Source organism: Lacibacter sp. (assembly GCF_035299325.1).
Classification (GTDB): Bacteria; Bacteroidota; Bacteroidia; order Chitinophagales; family Chitinophagaceae; genus Lacibacter.
On record NZ_DATGWT010000017.1, the window covers coordinates 100,001 to 116,701 of the forward strand.

Below are 16,701 nucleotides of genomic sequence, written 5' to 3' on the forward strand. Positions count from 1 at the left end.
TTCAGCTAATTTAATTTGACTATATGAAAAGAATTTCTAAATTTGTCTAAATATAAATTTAGGCAAGTCTAAAAAATAATTATGAGGGGTGTAATTTTTGTGGGATTGATGTTGATGGCAGCCATGGTAAATGGTCAAGCCATTACTATTAAAGGGGAGGTGATAGATCTACGGTCGGAGGAGCGGATCAAACATGCTACTGTGCAAAATGTCAACAGGCAGCAATCTGTATTAACCGATCACCGTGGTGAGTTTACACTCATGGTTGCACCTGGTGATACCATTACAATTACTGCTGTTGGTTACCTCAGTGATACTGTTGCTGTTTCTGCATCAACTAAAATGATCTCTGTACAACTGCAACCTGCCACTAAATCGTTAGAAGAGGTGGTGATCAGTGGTACATTAAAAGAGATCAGGAAATCAAACAGTCCGATTGCAGTTGAATCTTATTCCGCCAAATTCTTTAAGAAAAATGCAAGTGCTACTGTATTTGAAGCATTATCGATTGTAAACGGTGTGCAACCCCAGTTGAATTGTAACGTGTGTAACACCGGTGATATACATATTAATGGTATGGAAGGCCCTTACACAATGGTGTTGATAGATGGGATGCCGGTAGTGAGTAACCTGGCAACAGTGTATGGCTTTTCGGGTATACCAGCCAATTTGATCAAGCGTATTGAAATTGTAAAAGGCCCATCATCTACTTTGTACGGCAGTGAGGCTGTTGCAGGGTTGATCAACATCATTACAAAAGACCCCGGCTCAGCTGCTTTGTTTCATGCGGATGTGTATGCTACATCTTATGATGAAGTGAATGCAGACATCAGTGCAAAGTTCAAACTTGGTAAAGCACATTCATTGCTTGGTGTAAACATGTTCAACTTTGGTAAGAGGTACGATGTGAACCAGGATAATTTCACAGATGTTACGTTGCAGAAACGCATATCACTCTTTAATAAGTGGAGCTTTGATCGGAAAAATAAACTTCCTTTTCAGTTTGCTGTTCGTTTGTTAACGGAAGACAGATGGGGTGGTGAAATGCAATGGAATAAAACGTGGAGAGGAAGTGACAGTGTGTATGGTGAAAGTATTTACACCAAACGCATGGAGCTGATAGGCAACTATGGAATCAAAGTTGGAAAGGAACAATTACTGTTAGAGTATTCGTATAATTTTCATCAACAGGATTCATATTATGGAACCATTCCTTACATGGCAAAACAGCATAGTGCGTTTGCTCAACTACGTTGGAATAAAGACATAGGGAAACATAGTATCTCTGCCGGCTTGCCTTATCGCTTTATTTGGTATGATGATAATACAGTGGCAACTGCAAAACCTGATGGTTTAACTACGCAGCCATCTGTTCAAAAACTGCAAGGCTTATTTGTGCAGGATGAATTAAAATTTAATGATCGCTGGACCATGCTTGCAGGTGTGCGTTATGAATTAACGAATGTGCAGGGTGGGATAGTGTCGCCAAGGTTGGCATTAAAATGGAACAACGGTCAACACCAGGTATTTCGTTTCAGTGCAGGAAATGGCTTTCGAATTGTAAACCTGTTTACAGAAGATCATGCTGCATTAAGTGGTGCAAGGGAAGTGGTGATCGCCGAATCACTGAATCCTGAACGCAGCTGGAATAGCAACGTTAATTACACAGGTACATTTACACCTTCGTTTGGTTTTATTACATTGGATGTAACATTATTCTATACTTATTTCACCAACAAGATCATTCCTGATTATGATACTGATCCGCAAAAGATCATTTATAAAAACATAGATGGTTATGCGGTATCAAAAGGTTTTACACTCAATACTGATTTTGCTTTTAAGAACAGGCTTAAGATTATAGCAGGTATTACATTGATGGATGTATTTACAAAGGAGGAAAATCGTGATGGGGTTGTCGAAAAACAACAGCAATTATTTGCCCCGAAGTTTTCAGGTAATTATGCAGTGAGTTATACTTTCCCCAAATGGAAACTGGCAGTTGATCTTACAGGTAAAGTGTTTGGTCCGCAACGTTTACCTGTTGTGCCAAATGATTTTCGTCCTGAATATTCTCCATGGTTTACGTTGGCTAATCTGCAGCTGACCCAACGCATTGGTAAGAAAGTGGAAATATATGGTGGTATTAAAAACCTGTTGAACTTCATGCCGAACGATCCGATTCTGCGACCAGAAGATCCGTTTGATAAACGTGTAAACGATCCTGTAAATAATCCCAACGGATATACGTTTGATCCTTCTTATAACTATGCACCATTAAGTGGAAGAAGAGCCTTCCTGGGTGTAAGGTTGAATATTGATTAATAGCAAAAGATTGAGAACTAATAGAAGTTAAAAAAGCGGCTAAAGTACTTTTGCCGCTTTTTGTTTATTGTGGTCTGACGGACAAAGGCCGTACGGACGATTATTACATTCTTTCCGGTACTTTAATACCCAGCAACTGCATACCACTTGCAATTACATTTGCTGTTAATTCGCAAATGAGTAAACGTAGTTGTTTCTTCTCCGGGCTTTCTGCATTCATGACTGAATGTTCGGTGTAAAAGGAATTAAACGTTTTTGCAATATTGTAAACGTAGTTCGCAAGGTGTGATGGATCATGCTCGTTCCCTGCCTGCTCAATTACCGTTGGATAATTTTCAAGATCGATCAGTAATTCTTTTTCAAGTTTTAGGAGGTTGGTTGTATGTACATTACTTCCTTGTGCCTTTTCTTTCCGTAGTATTGATTTGATCCTTGCATGCGTGTATTGGATAAATGGTCCTGTGTAACCATGAAAATCAATCGATTCTTCGGGATTGAAGATCATTTTCTTTTTCGGATCAACACGTAACAGGTAAAACTTCAATGCACCAATGCTGATGGTTTTGTAGAGTTCTTTTAATTCATCTGCAGTAAAGTCTTTTACTTTTCCAAGCTCTTCTGTTTTTTGTTGCGACACTTGCTCCATTTCATTCAACAGATCATCAGCATCAACAACAGTTCCTTCACGACTTTTCATTTTGCCGGTAGGAAGTTCCACCATGCCATAACTCAAATGATAAATACTGTCAGCATACGGAAGCCCCAACTTTTTACAAATGAGCTGCAGTACTTTCATGTGATAGTTCTGCTCATCACCAATTACATAAATACTCTGGTCGATTTTATACTCATCATACTTCTGTTGTGCCAAACCAATATCCTGGGTAATGTAAACGGAAGTACCATCTTTCCGCTGCACAATTTTTTCATCCAATCCATCGGCAGTAAGATCGATCCACACACTGCCATCTTCTTTTTGTACAAACACATTCTTTGCTAAACCCTCCTGTACTGTTTTCTTTCCAAGCAAGTAGGTGTTGCTTTCGTAATAGATCTTATCGAAATCGCTTCCAATGCGTTTATATGTCTCATCAAAACCGGCATATACCCAGCTGTTCATTTCTTTCCACAATTGCATTACTTCGGGCTTGCCTGCTTCCCAATCTAACAGCATTTGCTGCGTTGCTTTCATGATTGGCGCTTCTTTTTCAGCTTCTTCTCGCTTCACACCTCCGGCCACTAATTCTTCTACCTGCTTTTTGTATTCATCATTAAATTTCACATAGTAATCACCAACAAAATGGTCACCTTTTGTATTGGTTGATTGCGGTGTTGCGCCATTACCAAACAATTGCCAAGCGATCATGCTTTTACAAATATGAATACCCCGATCATTTACAATGCAGGTCTTCACCGTATCATATCCATTTGCTTTAATGATCTCTGCAATACTCCATCCTAAAAAATTATTTCGCAGGTGACCAAGGTGCAATGGCTTGTTGGTATTGGGCGATGAATATTCAACCATCACCTTCTGATGCTTCGCTGCTGCTTTGCCAAAATCAACATCATTGTAGTTTGTATTGAGAATGTTGATCCAGTAATTATCAGCAACAGTAAGATTCAGAAATCCTTTTATGATATTGTAAGCCGTAAAAAGCTGTGGATGATTTTCTGTAAGATGTTTGCCCAGTTCATTTCCTAATGCATCCGGGCTTTTTCCTAATGGTTTCAACAATGAAAACAGCACAATGGTATAGGCGCCTTCAAACTCAGGTTTTGTTTTGTTGATCTGGAAGTCTTTTGCAGTAAAAGCTTTGCCATATAATTGTTCCAGACTGTTGATTGCTGCCTGTTGTATCTGTTGCTGTATTGCCATTCTTTGTAATTGTGCCGCAAAAATAACTGAAATGCTCTAAGCGAAAGAAATGTGAAGAGGATTGAAAACAAAAAACCTCCTGAAAAAGGAGGTTTTTAAAAATATCATTTGAAGAATTTATTCTCCGCCACCATTTACCCTGAACTGGAAACCATTGCGGCCACCGCCCTGGTTCATTTCACTCATCGGTTTAATGTCATAGTCTTTTGGAATATTGAACGTTTTATCATCCACTTTAGCTGTAAGATCAACTTTGGTTACCTGGTAATGAACTTTTGCTCCGTTTTGTCTTGTAAGTTGAAACTCCATGGGGAAGCCTTTCAGCTTTTCTAAACCTGGAACATTTGCCATACGCATCACATCTCGGATCTTGAAACCTTCGCCCATAACAAATTCAGGACTGTACCAAACTTCCTGTTGTACTTCCTGTCCACGACGGTCTTTATAACGAATAAGAGCCTTTTTGCATTCCATGCCGGCGATCTTTTTTGTTTCACTCAAATATTCAATAAATACTTCAGGACTGAATTGTTGAACCCTTTGTTGTTGGGGACGACCGGAATCAGCACTTGCCATCATTCGCTGCATATCAGCTTCTGTAGTATAGAAACCCATCTTACGGCCCATTGCTTCAAACAGGGTAGTGGTTTTCTTTTCTTTACTATCAATAATTACCTGGTTGGTGCCCATGCCCATATCACTTTCGATCTTAGTCATGCCATTCTTGAAAAACATTTTTGATTTGATCTCACCATCACCAATACGAACCATAACCCGGCCTTCGCCATCATTTGAAACGGGAGGCCCGCCATCTGAATTAGGGTTACTGGTTTCAGTTTTCATTTGAATAACCGCTTCGTTAACAACTTGCTGGGCTGTGCTTGTGCCGAACATGAGGAATGTGGCAATGGCAAAAACAATCAATTTCATCTTCAAAATTTTAGGCTACTAAATTACGAGGCAGTTCGTAAAGTTGTGCAACCGACCATGTAATTACGCAAAGGTTAACAAAAAAAGAAGGGTTGATGGAAATCAACCCCGAAACCTAAACCAACTGCATGTAGAAAATCTTAATTAGTTCATCTTTTTCAGCAAGGCATCAATTGCCTGGTCAGCTGCGCCACCCACTGATGGGCGAACAGGGCTGAAAGATGACTTATTCATGAGTGCATCCATTTTACTGTCTGCATCTGTTGTGTTCAATTGTTTCTTGTTTTCAATTGATGAGGCGTATACCATAAGGTCAACTTGTTCATCAGCTTCAATGTTGCCGGCAGTAATCGCTTTTCTGAATGCTGAAGCTTTTGCTTTGTTCTCAGCGTCATCAGCGATCATGTTGTCAACTGAAGCATCAGCTTCAGCAGCCTCAACCTGGAGCATTTTGCTGAAGAGGGGAGCAGCTACAGCTTCTGTAAACTTGTTGTTTATCTGGTTATCAGCAACGGCGTTTTCAGTTTCCAGATTTTTGCTGTAGGCAACTGCCATCTTTCTGTTCATTTGTTCAGCCACAGTAAAGGAAACGTCCATTTTATTGTCGGCCAATCCAATTGAATTGAAATTGATTCTCTTATAAGTGTAAGCTTTCAGACTGTTTACCCATGTATTGATATCCATATTGTTGATCTTAACATCAGCAGTAAATGCGTTAGTATTAGTGATCACAATTTGCTGGTTACCACTTACAAAAGTTACTGTGCAGCAGCTGTCTGCAACGGCAGCAGTGTTTTCAGATACACGTTTTGTGGTGTCGTCTTGAGTAAAAGACATTGAAGCCAAGGCAATAACTGCGAAGAGGGCTGTAGCGGTTAAACGCATCATTCTTCTGCCTAAGCTGTTGTTGTTCTGTTTAAGTGTTCCGTTATTTTCGGAGTTCACTGTTAATTTTGTTGTCATCTCGTTTTTTGATGTTTAAGGTTCTTTTTATTTTATCCCTTTCGGGGTTTATTTCTTTCGATTGTATAACAAAGATACTATTTAAAACTGGTACTTTGCAATACATAATACCTTGTTTGGCTTATTAAGCTGATGAATGGTCAATTTTTTTGGATGACCGGTCACCAAGGCAATTTGTTCTGGTTTGTTCGCTTTCGTTTTTTGTTTGGTACCTGTTTATAGTGCAGTTTAACAGGGATGTTTTTCGAAGTAAACTGTCAAAGGCGGTGTTTCTATATTAACCGGAGCTTTGGGTACCTTTTTATTTGACGATGCAAATTTACAACAGGCTAAACTATCTTCCAACTAAATTTTCAAAAATTTTTGAAAATTACATACTTACTGACAGTTTAGTGTTTTCCATTAGTATTTTTCGTTCGGTTTAAGCGTATTTTTTGCAAATTTTTCAAGGTTTCCCCAATGGAGCCTTTAGATTTTGCAAACGCACATTTTTTAATGTTGCTTCAAAGAACTTGTACAGATGTGACGGTAAGCGTTCTGTTTTGTTACATCAACAGCACAAAATTCTTATCTTTTTTTGGGGAAAAGGAGTGAATTGAGGATGGATGGCATCAAGGAAATGTTAAGGCAAAACGCCTCCTTATGAACTGCGGAAATTGGATGACGAAAGGTGCAAAACACTGATTAAAGTGGTATAACCCAAATGTGTGATGTGGGATGAACGGTTTTAGCCTCAGGCTTTTTGGCTGTTCTCCAGCTTAATCCGCTTTGCCAGCCAGCTTTCTTTAACAGGAATTAGCCAGTTTTGCTCCAGTTCTTCTTTTGTTTGAACGAGGTTGTTCATATATATGGTGTCACCATGAAGGAAACCGTTGTCAACAGCGTATTGTAACTGCCCAAGGGGGAGAAGTTCAATTTTGTCTTTACGAACAAAGGCCAGGTTTTGTCTGTCGAACATGGATACCTTATATAATTGCTCGATTTCTTTAATAAGCCGAACGCTGCTATCTGTGCTGCAGCCACTTACTCCTGTAGCCTGTTCATCGGCCATAAGAACAATGAACTGGCCAAAAAACATGGTACCGAAACCTTTTACCGGTGTGCCATGGCTTTTCCAGTTCTCCACAAAGTGATTCAGCAGGTCCTCGATCTGTATCGCCTCGCCTAAACTGAACATACGGCTGCTTTGGTAGATCCATACACGGGAGTCGGGGGCAAAATCGGCCGGGAGCAAATGTTTGTATTCGAGGTTCATACCACAAAGTTAAAGGGAGATGATCGATTGCAACCAGCTAATCGTTGCCTGGTTTTTTCAATCGCTTTACACGCATGTAATTTCTGATGGCATCGTAGGCAGAAAAACAAATGCCGATTGTAGCAATAATAAGCAGGTAAGTTCTCCAGGCTTCAGTAAAACTTCCTTTTACTTCTGCGCCAGTTATTCGGCTGATGCCCCAAACCAATGAAAGCAAAGCGGCGAATATAAAGCCGCACATCAAGGCAATGAAAAATGCCAGACCTATATAATGGAATAAAGCAGATCGAAAGCTGCGGAATTGCAACGGCTCCTCTTTTGTACCCATACTCTTTGTTTTTGACCAAGTATCGGAGTCGAGCAAGCCAAGAATCAGACCAAGAATAAGGTAGCGGATAAAATCCTGTTGTGAAATATTGTTAAAAGACAAGTTACCTTCAAACCAATCAACTAATACACGTATTACAAGAAACACCAGGAAAAACAACGCAGTACGTTGAAAGAAATTTTTCCAGTTAAATCCGTTCAGAAAGTTTTTCATGTGTTAATTGATATTTTCTTTTGGCCATATTGTATAACCATAAAAATTATCATTGTTGGTGGTATGGGTAAGTACGTTTGTTTTTATGGTTATTTTATGCGAGTTAGTTTTCAACAATGCCTTATTGTAAACTGGCAGCAACCAATTCAGCTACATCTAATACCTGCACCGATTCTTCTTTTTCAGCAACTTTAACACCATCTGTCATCATCGTATTGCAAAACGGACAGGCAGCAGCTATAACAGCAGCTCCTGTTGCAACTGCTTCATCCGTACGTTCCCAGTTTACACGTGTTGTTCCTTTTTCTTCTTCTTTAAACATTTGTGCCCCACCCGCACCGCAACACAAACCATTACTTCGGCAACGCTTCATTTCTACGAGTTCGGCATCTAAAGCTTCCAATACCTTTCGTGGTGCTTCGTAAATATTGTTTGCACGACCGAGATAACAACTGTCGTGGTACGTAATTTTTTTGCCTTTGAATGATCCACCTTCTTTCAGTTTTATTTTTCCATCATCAATCAACTGTTGTAATAATGTTGTGTGATGTATAACTTCATAAGAACCTCCTAAAGCCGGGTATTCATTTTTGAGTGTATTGAAACAATGCGGACAGGTGGTTACAATTTTTTTAATACCATAGCCATTCAACACCTGTATATTATTGTAAGCCATCATCTGGAACAGAAATTCATTCCCGGAACGGCGGGCAGGATCACCCGTACACATTTCTTCTTTACCAAGAATGGCAAATTTTATTCCTGCTTTATCTAAAATGACAGCAAATGCCTTTGTGATCTTTTGTGCACGCTGATCAAAACTACCGGCACAACCCACCCAAAAAAGTATTTCAGGTGTTTCGTTATTCGCCATCATTTCAGCCATTGATGGTACATGCATAAATATTCAATTTGTTTCAAAACTAAGTGAAAGCGATGAAATTACAGGCAGCAGTTTGTTCATATATTCTTTGAGGCGGCTATCTTTGATTTTCATGTTGAAGAAATTTTTTGAACGACTGACGAATTGGGAACTGTGGCCTTTTGCGGTGATCTATTTTCCCATCAGCTTTGTTTGGGTATGGTATATGCTCCGCAGCAGAGCGTTTTGGTTTTTTACTCCATCTAACCCAACAATTGCATTTGGCGGGTTTGAAGGTGAAGGAAAAAAAGAAATGTATGATCAGTTACCGCCACATACAGTTCCACGTACGATTTATATCATGCATGATCTTTCGTTTGATGAAGTGAAGAAGAAACTTGCATTGGCCGGATTTACTTATCCTTTTATTGTAAAGCCTGATGTGGGTATGAAAGGTATTCTCTTCCGCAAGATCGATACAGAAGATCAATTGAAAAAATATCATGAGCGTATCCCGGTTGAATATATTGTGCAGGATCTGGTGGAGTTGCCGGTTGAAGTAAGTGTATTCTATTTCCGCCACCCCTCAGCCCAAAAAGGAACAGTAAGTGGTTTTATTCATAAAGAGTTGTTGCATGTAATTGGTAATGGCAAAGACATGTTACAAGAGTTGATTGCAAACCATCCACGTGCAAAACATCGTATGTTGGAAATGCAGCATCGTCATGCACATCGGTTTGAGAGGGTTATTGAAAAGGATCATATTTTTTATCTTTCCTATGCAGGTAATCATAACAGGGGGGCGCATTTTACCAACCTGCGGAACGAAATTGATGAAAACCTGCATCATGTCTTTGACGAGTTGAGTCATTATTCAAAACATTTTTATTATGGCAGGTACGATATTAAAACAACCAGTATTGAAGATCTGAAATTGGGTAAAAATTTTGTGATACTTGAATACAATGGCTGCGGTGCCGAGCCGAATCACATTTATGATTGTAATATGAGTTTAGGTGAAGCTTACCGTGAAATTTTAAAACACTGGAAAGCGCTGTATGAGATCAGCAAGCATAACAGCAGAAATGGTTTTCCTTACTGGAGTTTTCAAAAAGGCTACAGGTTTTTGAAACAATCGCAGCAGCATTTTAAGCTCTTGCAGAAATATGATTAATTTCAAGTTCAATTCAATTTATGAGTACTGATCAAAAGTTCCTGCTGATACGCAACTACGATTTGTTTGCTCATATAAGTGATGAGGAATACCAAGAGCTGAATCTTGATCATCATTTTATTGAAGCCAACAAAGGCGAGTATATTTATTTCGATTCGCAATATCACAACAAACTATATTTTCTCAAAGGCGGCACGATCAAGATCGGTTATATTGATGAAGAAGGTAAAGAAGTAATTAAAGAGATCATTCGTGAAGGAGAAGTGTTTGGACAGTTTACGTTGGAGCGAAATAATCTTAATGGCGAATTTGCACAGGCTTATAAAGCTGATGTTTCACTTTGTGCATTTAATATTGAAGATTTTGAACGCTTACTCAAAACCAAACCAAACATTGGTTTTCATTATACAAAACAGGTAGGTCAAAAGCTCCGCAAGTTTGAAAGCCGGTTATTGAATCTTTTAAATAAAGATGTGAAGACAAGGCTGGTTAATTTTTTAGTGATGCTTGCACGGGAAGAAGGCGAAACAGCAAATGAAGAAGAATATACTATCCAGAATTTTCTTACCCATGAAGATATAGCCCAGCTGATTGGCAGCAGCAGGCAAACCGTAACAACCATGCTCAACGAACTGGAAACAGCAGGCTTCCTCACTGTTACCCGACAGTTGATCAATATCCCTTCCGTTAAAAATCTGCAAAAGAGTTTAGCTGTCAGTTGAGCGACATAGGCTGCTTCAACCATACTTTACTTTTGTTTCATTAAATCAACACAATGAAGCAGGTTTTTTTATTCATGGTTTTCTTCTCAGCAGTTTTTGTCAGCTCAGCACAGGATCAAAAACGCACTCAATCATTTAATCTCGAAAAAGGATTGGCTGTGCAAGGTTATGATGTGGTTGCCTATTTCAGTGGAAAAGCAATAAAAGGCGAGTCGTCATTGGCCGTGATTCATCAAGGAATCCGTTATCATTTTTCATCTACTGCCAACAAGGAAGAGTTTAAAAAGAATCCGGGTAAATATGAACCGCAATACGGCGGATGGTGTGCCTATGCAATGGGTGCAACAGGAGAGAAAGTAGAGATTGATCCGGAAACGTTTAAGATTCTAAATGGCAAACTCTATCTTTTCTATAACAAACGGTTTAACAACACACTCAAAACCTGGAACAAAGATGAGCAGGCATTAAAAACAAAGGCAGATGCCAATTGGGGTAAACTTTCTCATTGATCTTTTTAACCACATCATTCAATATGTCAATCATGAAACCTTTAACCATTGCACTTTGGGTGTTGCGTCTGCTTGCAGCAGTTATTTTACTGCAGACACTCTTCTTCAAATTTTCAGCCAGCGATGAATCAGTTTATATTTTTTCTACCATTGGCATGGAGCCATGGGGACGTATCGGAACAGGCATAATGGAACTGATCGCTGCTTTACTTATTTTGATTCCACGCACAACAGCATTTGGTGCTTTACTCGCCATCGGTTTAATGAGCGGTGCGTTGTTCTTTCATCTTACCTCACTGGGAATTGAAGTAAAAGGAGATGGCGGGCTTTTGTTCATTTATGCATCGCTTGTTCTTGTCAGCTCTGCAATTTTGTTATTTGTTTATCAATCGCAGGTAAAAACATTGCTCAACTCCATTTTGCCAAAAAGATCGTAAGTATAACTATGAAAAAAGGAAAATACCTCTTTGCAGCCGGAGCGTTGTTATTATCGATTGTTGCAAATGCGCAGCAATTAATACCTGTTGATCAAGGCTCATCAGTTGAGTTTGTGATCAGCAACCTTGGGTTTGATGTTACCGGCAAACTCAATGGTTTAAATGGCACAGTATTGTTTGATGAAAAGAATCTGTCCGCTTCTTCCTTTGCTGTTACTGTAAACGCTGCCAGTATTGATACAGATAACGGTACAAGAGACAAGCATTTGCGTGGCGAAGATTATTTTGATGTGAAAACTTATCCACAAATAAAGATTCAATCGGTAAAGGTGGCCAAATCTGTTACGCCCGGTTACTTCGTAATTTTTGCAAAGCTTACTATTAAAGAAACAACGAAAGACATTAGTTTCCCTTTTACAGTTACAACAGAGGCGGGAGCTTATCGTTTTAAAGGCGAATTTAATATTAAACGTCGTGATTTTGGGGTGGGTGGAAAAAATACAATTTCCAACGATTTAAAAGTGAAATTGAACGTACTCGCTAAAAAATAACTATTTTTAAAAGGCAACAAACTATCTATGCAGTTATACAGCGCTATCAGAACATCTTTTCAACAGCTGAATGAAGTGATTGATCACTTATCCGTTGAGCAATATCAAACTCCTTCAGAAAATTTGTCCGGTTCTTCTGTTGGCCAGCATACACGTCATATCATTGAATTATTTCAATGTTTGCTGGCTGGTTATGCAAACGGAACTGTTTGTTATGATGACAGGAAACGTGATGTGCGTATTGAAACCGATCCTTTGTTTGCAAAGCAACTGTTGGCAGATATTGCATCGTCTATTGAACATGAGAATATTGAGTTGCAGCTTGCAGGAATGTATGATGAAAACTCAACAGAACAACTTCATCTTACAACCAACTATAACCGTGAATTACTTTATAACCTTGAACATACAGTACACCACATGGCGTTGATCCGTGTGGGATTAAAAGAATTAAAAACAGAACCGGTGGGAGAGCATTTCGGCATAGCTTCTTCCACTATCCGTCACCGTGAACAATGTGCACAGTAACTTATATACCCAACAACGATTCTTTTTTCCTCACATCAAACAGGGATGAAAAAAAAGTGCGTTTAAAAGCAGAGCAACCACAATGGTACAAGTTTGCCAGTGGTAATTTGTTATTTCCAAAAGATGGTAATGCCGGTGGCACATGGATGGCATTGCATGAAAACGGGAATGCGATGGTATTACTCAACGGTGGTTTTGTTAATCATCATTACAATCCTCCTTATCGTAAAAGCAGGGGTTTGATCTTTTTGGATGTGTTCGATCATCCGCAACCAATAGCCGCATTTGAACTCATCAATCTTCATAAGATAGAACCATTTACATTAGTAATAAGACAAACAAATCAATTGTTTGAAACAAGGTGGGACGGGCAGGAAAAAACAATCAGGGAATTAGATTCTTCTTCTTCTTATATCTGGTCGTCTGCTACGTTATATACTGACGACATCATTACAAAAAGAAAAAACTGGTTCGAAAGTTTTCTGCAAGAATATACAGCTATCGGCAGTAAAGAAATTTTGCATTTCCATCGTTTTGCGGGCGATGGCGATGAACAGAATGATGTATTGATGAACAGAGACAATGAACTTTTTACAGTAAGCATTACTCAACTGCATCGCCAAAAAGAATTATCGCTCATGCATTATCATGATCTTGTAACTGATCAAGTTTCTACTCAACAGTTCAATCATTCTATTTCATCATTGCATGCGTCTGTCTAAACTGTTTACGCATCACCCCTTTTTTATCCGGTTGTTTCATTGGGAATACTGGAGTTTCACTACAGTGTATGGATGGATCTATCCCGTGTTTGCCGTGCTTTGTTTAAGAGCAGGCGGTAAGTTTTTTTTTACGGCCGCTAATCCAACCATTAAACATGGTGGTTTTTTAATGGAGCCAAAGCAGGATATTTATCCGCTCATACCCAAAGAATATTACCCTGCTTTCTTTTTTGTACCGGCAGGAACATCTATCGAGCATATTCAGCAACAAATAGAATCACATCAATTCAAATTTCCGCTTATTGCCAAACCTGTAATTGGTATGCAGGGAAAAGCAGTGAAGAAACTGAACTCAGCTGATGAGTTAAAACATTATGCAGAGGTTTGTACGGTTGATTACATGGTGCAGGAGCTTTCACCCTACAAACATGAAGTGGGAGTTTTTTATCATCGCATGCCCAATGAAAGTACAGGAACAGTTACAGGTATTGTTGCGAAAGAACCAATGACGGTTGTTGGTGATGGCGTTTCAACTCTATATCAACTCATTTTAGAAGAGCCACGTTATATTCTGCAGATCGACGCATTGAAACAGATGTATGGAAAAGATATTCTACAGATTTTACCAAAGGGGAAGGAGCTGATTCTTGCACCTTATGGAAATCATGCAAGAGGTTCGAAGTTTTTTGACTGGACACATAAAGCCGATGCTGAATTCATAAAAAATATTGATGCCGTTTGCAAACAGATCAATGGATTTCATTACGGACGTTTGGATGTGATGTATAACGACTGGGATGATCTTCGGCAAGGGAAAAACTTTCACATCATTGAACTCAACGGCGCAGGAAGCGATCCAACACATATGTATGATCCGAAGCATTCATTGTTCTTTGCATGGAAGGAAGTGATCAGGCATTGGTTTATTTTATACCGCATCAGTAAACAAAATCATGCAAAGGGCCATCCGTATATGACATTGAAAGAAGCGAAAGCAATGTTTCGCAGTAATAACCTGCATGTAGCAGCGTTGGACGCCATTGCTCCAAAATTATAGTCGTTCATTTGCTTCAAGCCTTTATATTTGTTTTATGCCACAGTTTGCAAAAATTCTAATGTGGGGCTTTATCATCAGCTTTTTAGGTTCATTGCCTCTTGGAACACTTAATATTGCAGCAATGCAGATCGGTATTACCGATGGTATTTCGCCTGCGCTTTGGTTCTCTGCCGGTTCATTAACAGCCGAAATTATTTATGTACGTCTTTCACTTGTAGCCATGGATTGGGTACGCAGGCAGGAGAAATTATTGAAGGCACTCGAATGGGTTACATTTATTATTGTACTGGCACTTGCTATCTCCAGTTTTTGGGCTGCTGCACATCCATCGGTAGGGGAGAATGTCATTTTATCAAGTGGCATGCATCGTGGAGTGCTTGGATTCACCATGAGCCTTATTAACCCTGTGCAGATTCCCTTTTGGTTTGGATGGAGTACAGTATTGTTTACCAAGAATATCCTGAAACCAGGTCTCGGTAATTATAATTTTTATATTTTAGGAATCGGCCTCGGCACGTTTGCCGGTAACTGTATTTTTATTTTTGGAGGAAGATTATTGGTTGATCGTTTGAATGCAAGTCAGCATTTGCTTAACTGGATCATTGGTGGTGTGTTCTTATTCACAGCCTTATTTCAACTCTACCGCATCTTCCGTAAAAAAGATGCTATGCATCAATTAGAACATCCAGAAGAAGTAACAGGTGGGTTGGAGAAAAACATCCACTGATAAAGATTTATGAAGTGTGATTTGTGATTTCGGATTTGAATACACTTAACTCTGCTCCACTGATAAAGATTTATGAAGTGTGATTTGTGATTTCGGATTTGAATACACTCAACTCTGCTCCAATTCCTCCGCCCATTTATCTCTCTCATCAGGACTGAATTTCCAGGGCGCAAAATTATTCTCGACATTACTGAACATCGCATTCCATTCGCCCGGTGCATTACTATCTTCCATAATTAAAGAACGACGTAATTCAAGAATGATACTAAGCGGATTGATGCTTACAGGGCATTCTTCAACACATGCATTGCAAGTGGTGCAGGCACGTAACTCTTCAACCGTGATATAATCGTTCAATAATGTTTTACTATCTGCAACAAACTCTTTGTTTGCGTTGATGTTGCGACCCACTTCTTCCAAACGGTCACGGGTGCTCATCATTATTTTTCGTGGACTCAATAATTTCCCGGTAGTGTTTGCAGGACAGGCTGCACTACATCGGCCACACTCTGTACAACTGTACGCATCCAATAAACTTTTCCAGCTGAGATCAAATACATCCTTTGCTCCAAATTTTGATGGGGGAGTTGCGTCGGTTGGTGCAAGTTCGGGCTGCATCATATACTTCACTTCATTTTGAACAGAAGTCATGTTTGTCATTTCACCCGTGTTGGTCAATCGAGCATACCATGCATTTGGAAATGCAAGAAGAATATGTAAATGCTTGCTCCACGGTAAATAATTCAGGAATGCAAGAATACCAAGTATGTGCAGCCACCATGCGCTTCGTTCAATTGCGATCAATGATGATTCAGACAATGCAGCCAATGAAGAAGCAAATAAACCGGAGATCACGAAATTGCCTGTATCATGATAATGATCGGCACCATTCAATTGTAAAGCACGGTCGGTTGCATTCATCAGCAGGAACAACGACATCAATACAATTTCAGTGATGAGGATATAGTTTGCATCACTACGTGGCCAGCCGTTGAGATCATTGCTGAGAAAACGTTTCAGCTTCAAACCATTTCTTCGTACGAGAAAGATCACGCAGGATACCAGCACCAATAATGCTAATATTTCAAATGAATTGATGAGAAAAGAATAGAAAGAACCGAGTAGAGGAAAAAATAAACGGTGTGTACCAAGCAGTCCATCCAACACAATTTCCAGCACTTCAATATTGATGATCACGAAACCTACATAAACGAACAGGTGCATCACTGCTACCAGTGGATTTTTAAACATTTTCTTTTGACCAAAGGCCAACAGCAGCATATTCTTCCATCGTACACCGGGGTTATCCGTCAGGTCTTCATTCAGCCCAAGAAAAATATTCCGGCGGATCTCTTTTACTTTTTTGCTGAAGAACCAAACAGCACCCACAAAACAAAGGGCAAATAAAACCTGTTGAACGATCTGCATACAAACGTTATTTGTATTGCTAAGATAAGGGTAGATGAGTATTGATTATTTGTTCTTTTGTATACCGTTAATGCGGGACAGGTTGACAAAA

General features: G+C 39.4%; 17 protein-coding genes. 10 read left to right on the top strand and 7 right to left on the bottom strand.

What is annotated here, in order from left to right; translation table 11 throughout:
• Positions 1–81: 81 nt before the first annotated feature.
• Positions 82–2,325 (top strand): TonB-dependent receptor, encoded by a 2,244-nt coding sequence (locus tag VK159_RS10875; protein WP_324230163.1) that lies wholly within the window; start codon positions 82–84, stop codon positions 2,323–2,325.
• Positions 2,326–2,428: 103 nt separating this feature from the next.
• Here VK159_RS10875 and argS read toward each other — a convergent pair whose 3' ends face one another.
• The 6 genes from argS to VK159_RS10905 form a co-directional block, all read right to left on the bottom strand.
• Positions 2,429–4,204: an arginine--tRNA ligase gene (gene argS / locus VK159_RS10880; protein WP_324230164.1), complete on the bottom strand. Its 1,776-nt coding sequence runs from the start codon at positions 4,202–4,204 to the stop codon at positions 2,429–2,431.
• Positions 4,205–4,321: 117 nt separating this feature from the next.
• A complete protein-coding gene (locus VK159_RS10885) occupies positions 4,322–5,134 on the bottom strand; it encodes a hypothetical protein (RefSeq protein ID WP_324230165.1) in 813 nt (270 codons plus the stop codon).
• A gap of 144 nt (positions 5,135–5,278) precedes the next feature.
• Positions 5,279–6,097: a hypothetical protein gene (locus tag VK159_RS10890; protein ID WP_324230166.1), complete on the bottom strand. Its 819-nt coding sequence runs from the start codon at positions 6,095–6,097 to the stop codon at positions 5,279–5,281.
• A 733-nt stretch (positions 6,098–6,830) separates the two neighbouring features.
• Positions 6,831–7,352, bottom strand: coding sequence for a hypothetical protein (locus tag VK159_RS10895; protein WP_324230167.1), 522 nt, complete (start codon positions 7,350–7,352; stop codon positions 6,831–6,833).
• A 37-nt stretch (positions 7,353–7,389) separates the two neighbouring features.
• A complete protein-coding gene (locus VK159_RS10900; protein ID WP_324230168.1) occupies positions 7,390–7,893 on the bottom strand; it encodes a hypothetical protein in 504 nt (167 codons plus the stop codon).
• Positions 7,894–8,014: 121 nt separating this feature from the next.
• Positions 8,015–8,794: a (Fe-S)-binding protein gene (locus VK159_RS10905; RefSeq protein ID WP_324230169.1), complete on the bottom strand. Its 780-nt coding sequence runs from the start codon at positions 8,792–8,794 to the stop codon at positions 8,015–8,017.
• 94 nt (positions 8,795–8,888) lie between these two features.
• Here VK159_RS10905 and VK159_RS10910 point away from each other — a divergent pair, with 94 nt between their 5' ends.
• From VK159_RS10910 to VK159_RS10950, 9 genes are read left to right on the top strand one after another with little or no spacing between them, the layout of a single operon-like run.
• Positions 8,889–9,929, top strand: a complete 1,041-nt coding sequence (locus tag VK159_RS10910) for a hypothetical protein (RefSeq protein ID WP_324230170.1) — start codon at positions 8,889–8,891, stop codon at positions 9,927–9,929.
• A gap of 20 nt (positions 9,930–9,949) precedes the next feature.
• On the top strand, positions 9,950–10,651 hold the full coding sequence (locus VK159_RS10915; protein ID WP_324230171.1) for a Crp/Fnr family transcriptional regulator: 702 nt from the start codon (positions 9,950–9,952) through the stop codon (positions 10,649–10,651).
• 53 nt (positions 10,652–10,704) lie between these two features.
• Positions 10,705–11,160 (top strand): YHS domain-containing (seleno)protein, encoded by a 456-nt coding sequence (locus VK159_RS10920; protein ID WP_324230172.1) that lies wholly within the window; start codon positions 10,705–10,707, stop codon positions 11,158–11,160.
• Between the two features lie 32 nt (positions 11,161–11,192).
• Positions 11,193–11,597: a DoxX family protein gene (locus VK159_RS10925; protein ID WP_324230173.1), complete on the top strand. Its 405-nt coding sequence runs from the start codon at positions 11,193–11,195 to the stop codon at positions 11,595–11,597.
• Between the two features lie 8 nt (positions 11,598–11,605).
• Positions 11,606–12,148, top strand: a complete 543-nt coding sequence (locus VK159_RS10930; RefSeq protein ID WP_324230174.1) for a YceI family protein — start codon at positions 11,606–11,608, stop codon at positions 12,146–12,148.
• A gap of 27 nt (positions 12,149–12,175) precedes the next feature.
• A complete protein-coding gene (locus VK159_RS10935) occupies positions 12,176–12,676 on the top strand; it encodes a hypothetical protein (RefSeq protein ID WP_324230175.1) in 501 nt (166 codons plus the stop codon).
• A complete protein-coding gene (locus VK159_RS10940; protein ID WP_324230176.1) occupies positions 12,664–13,398 on the top strand; it encodes an NRDE family protein in 735 nt (244 codons plus the stop codon). The genes VK159_RS10935 and VK159_RS10940 overlap by 13 nt, the downstream gene beginning before the upstream one ends.
• Positions 13,385–14,455, top strand: coding sequence for a hypothetical protein (locus VK159_RS10945; protein ID WP_324230177.1), 1,071 nt, complete (start codon positions 13,385–13,387; stop codon positions 14,453–14,455). The genes VK159_RS10940 and VK159_RS10945 overlap by 14 nt, the downstream gene beginning before the upstream one ends.
• 34 nt (positions 14,456–14,489) lie before the next feature.
• Positions 14,490–15,182, top strand: coding sequence for a LysE family translocator (locus VK159_RS10950; RefSeq protein ID WP_324230178.1), 693 nt, complete (start codon positions 14,490–14,492; stop codon positions 15,180–15,182).
• Between the two features lie 108 nt (positions 15,183–15,290).
• Here VK159_RS10950 and VK159_RS10955 read toward each other — a convergent pair whose 3' ends face one another.
• Positions 15,291–16,610, bottom strand: coding sequence for a (Fe-S)-binding protein (locus VK159_RS10955; RefSeq protein WP_324230179.1), 1,320 nt, complete (start codon positions 16,608–16,610; stop codon positions 15,291–15,293).
• Between the last annotated feature and the right edge of the window lie 91 nt (positions 16,611–16,701).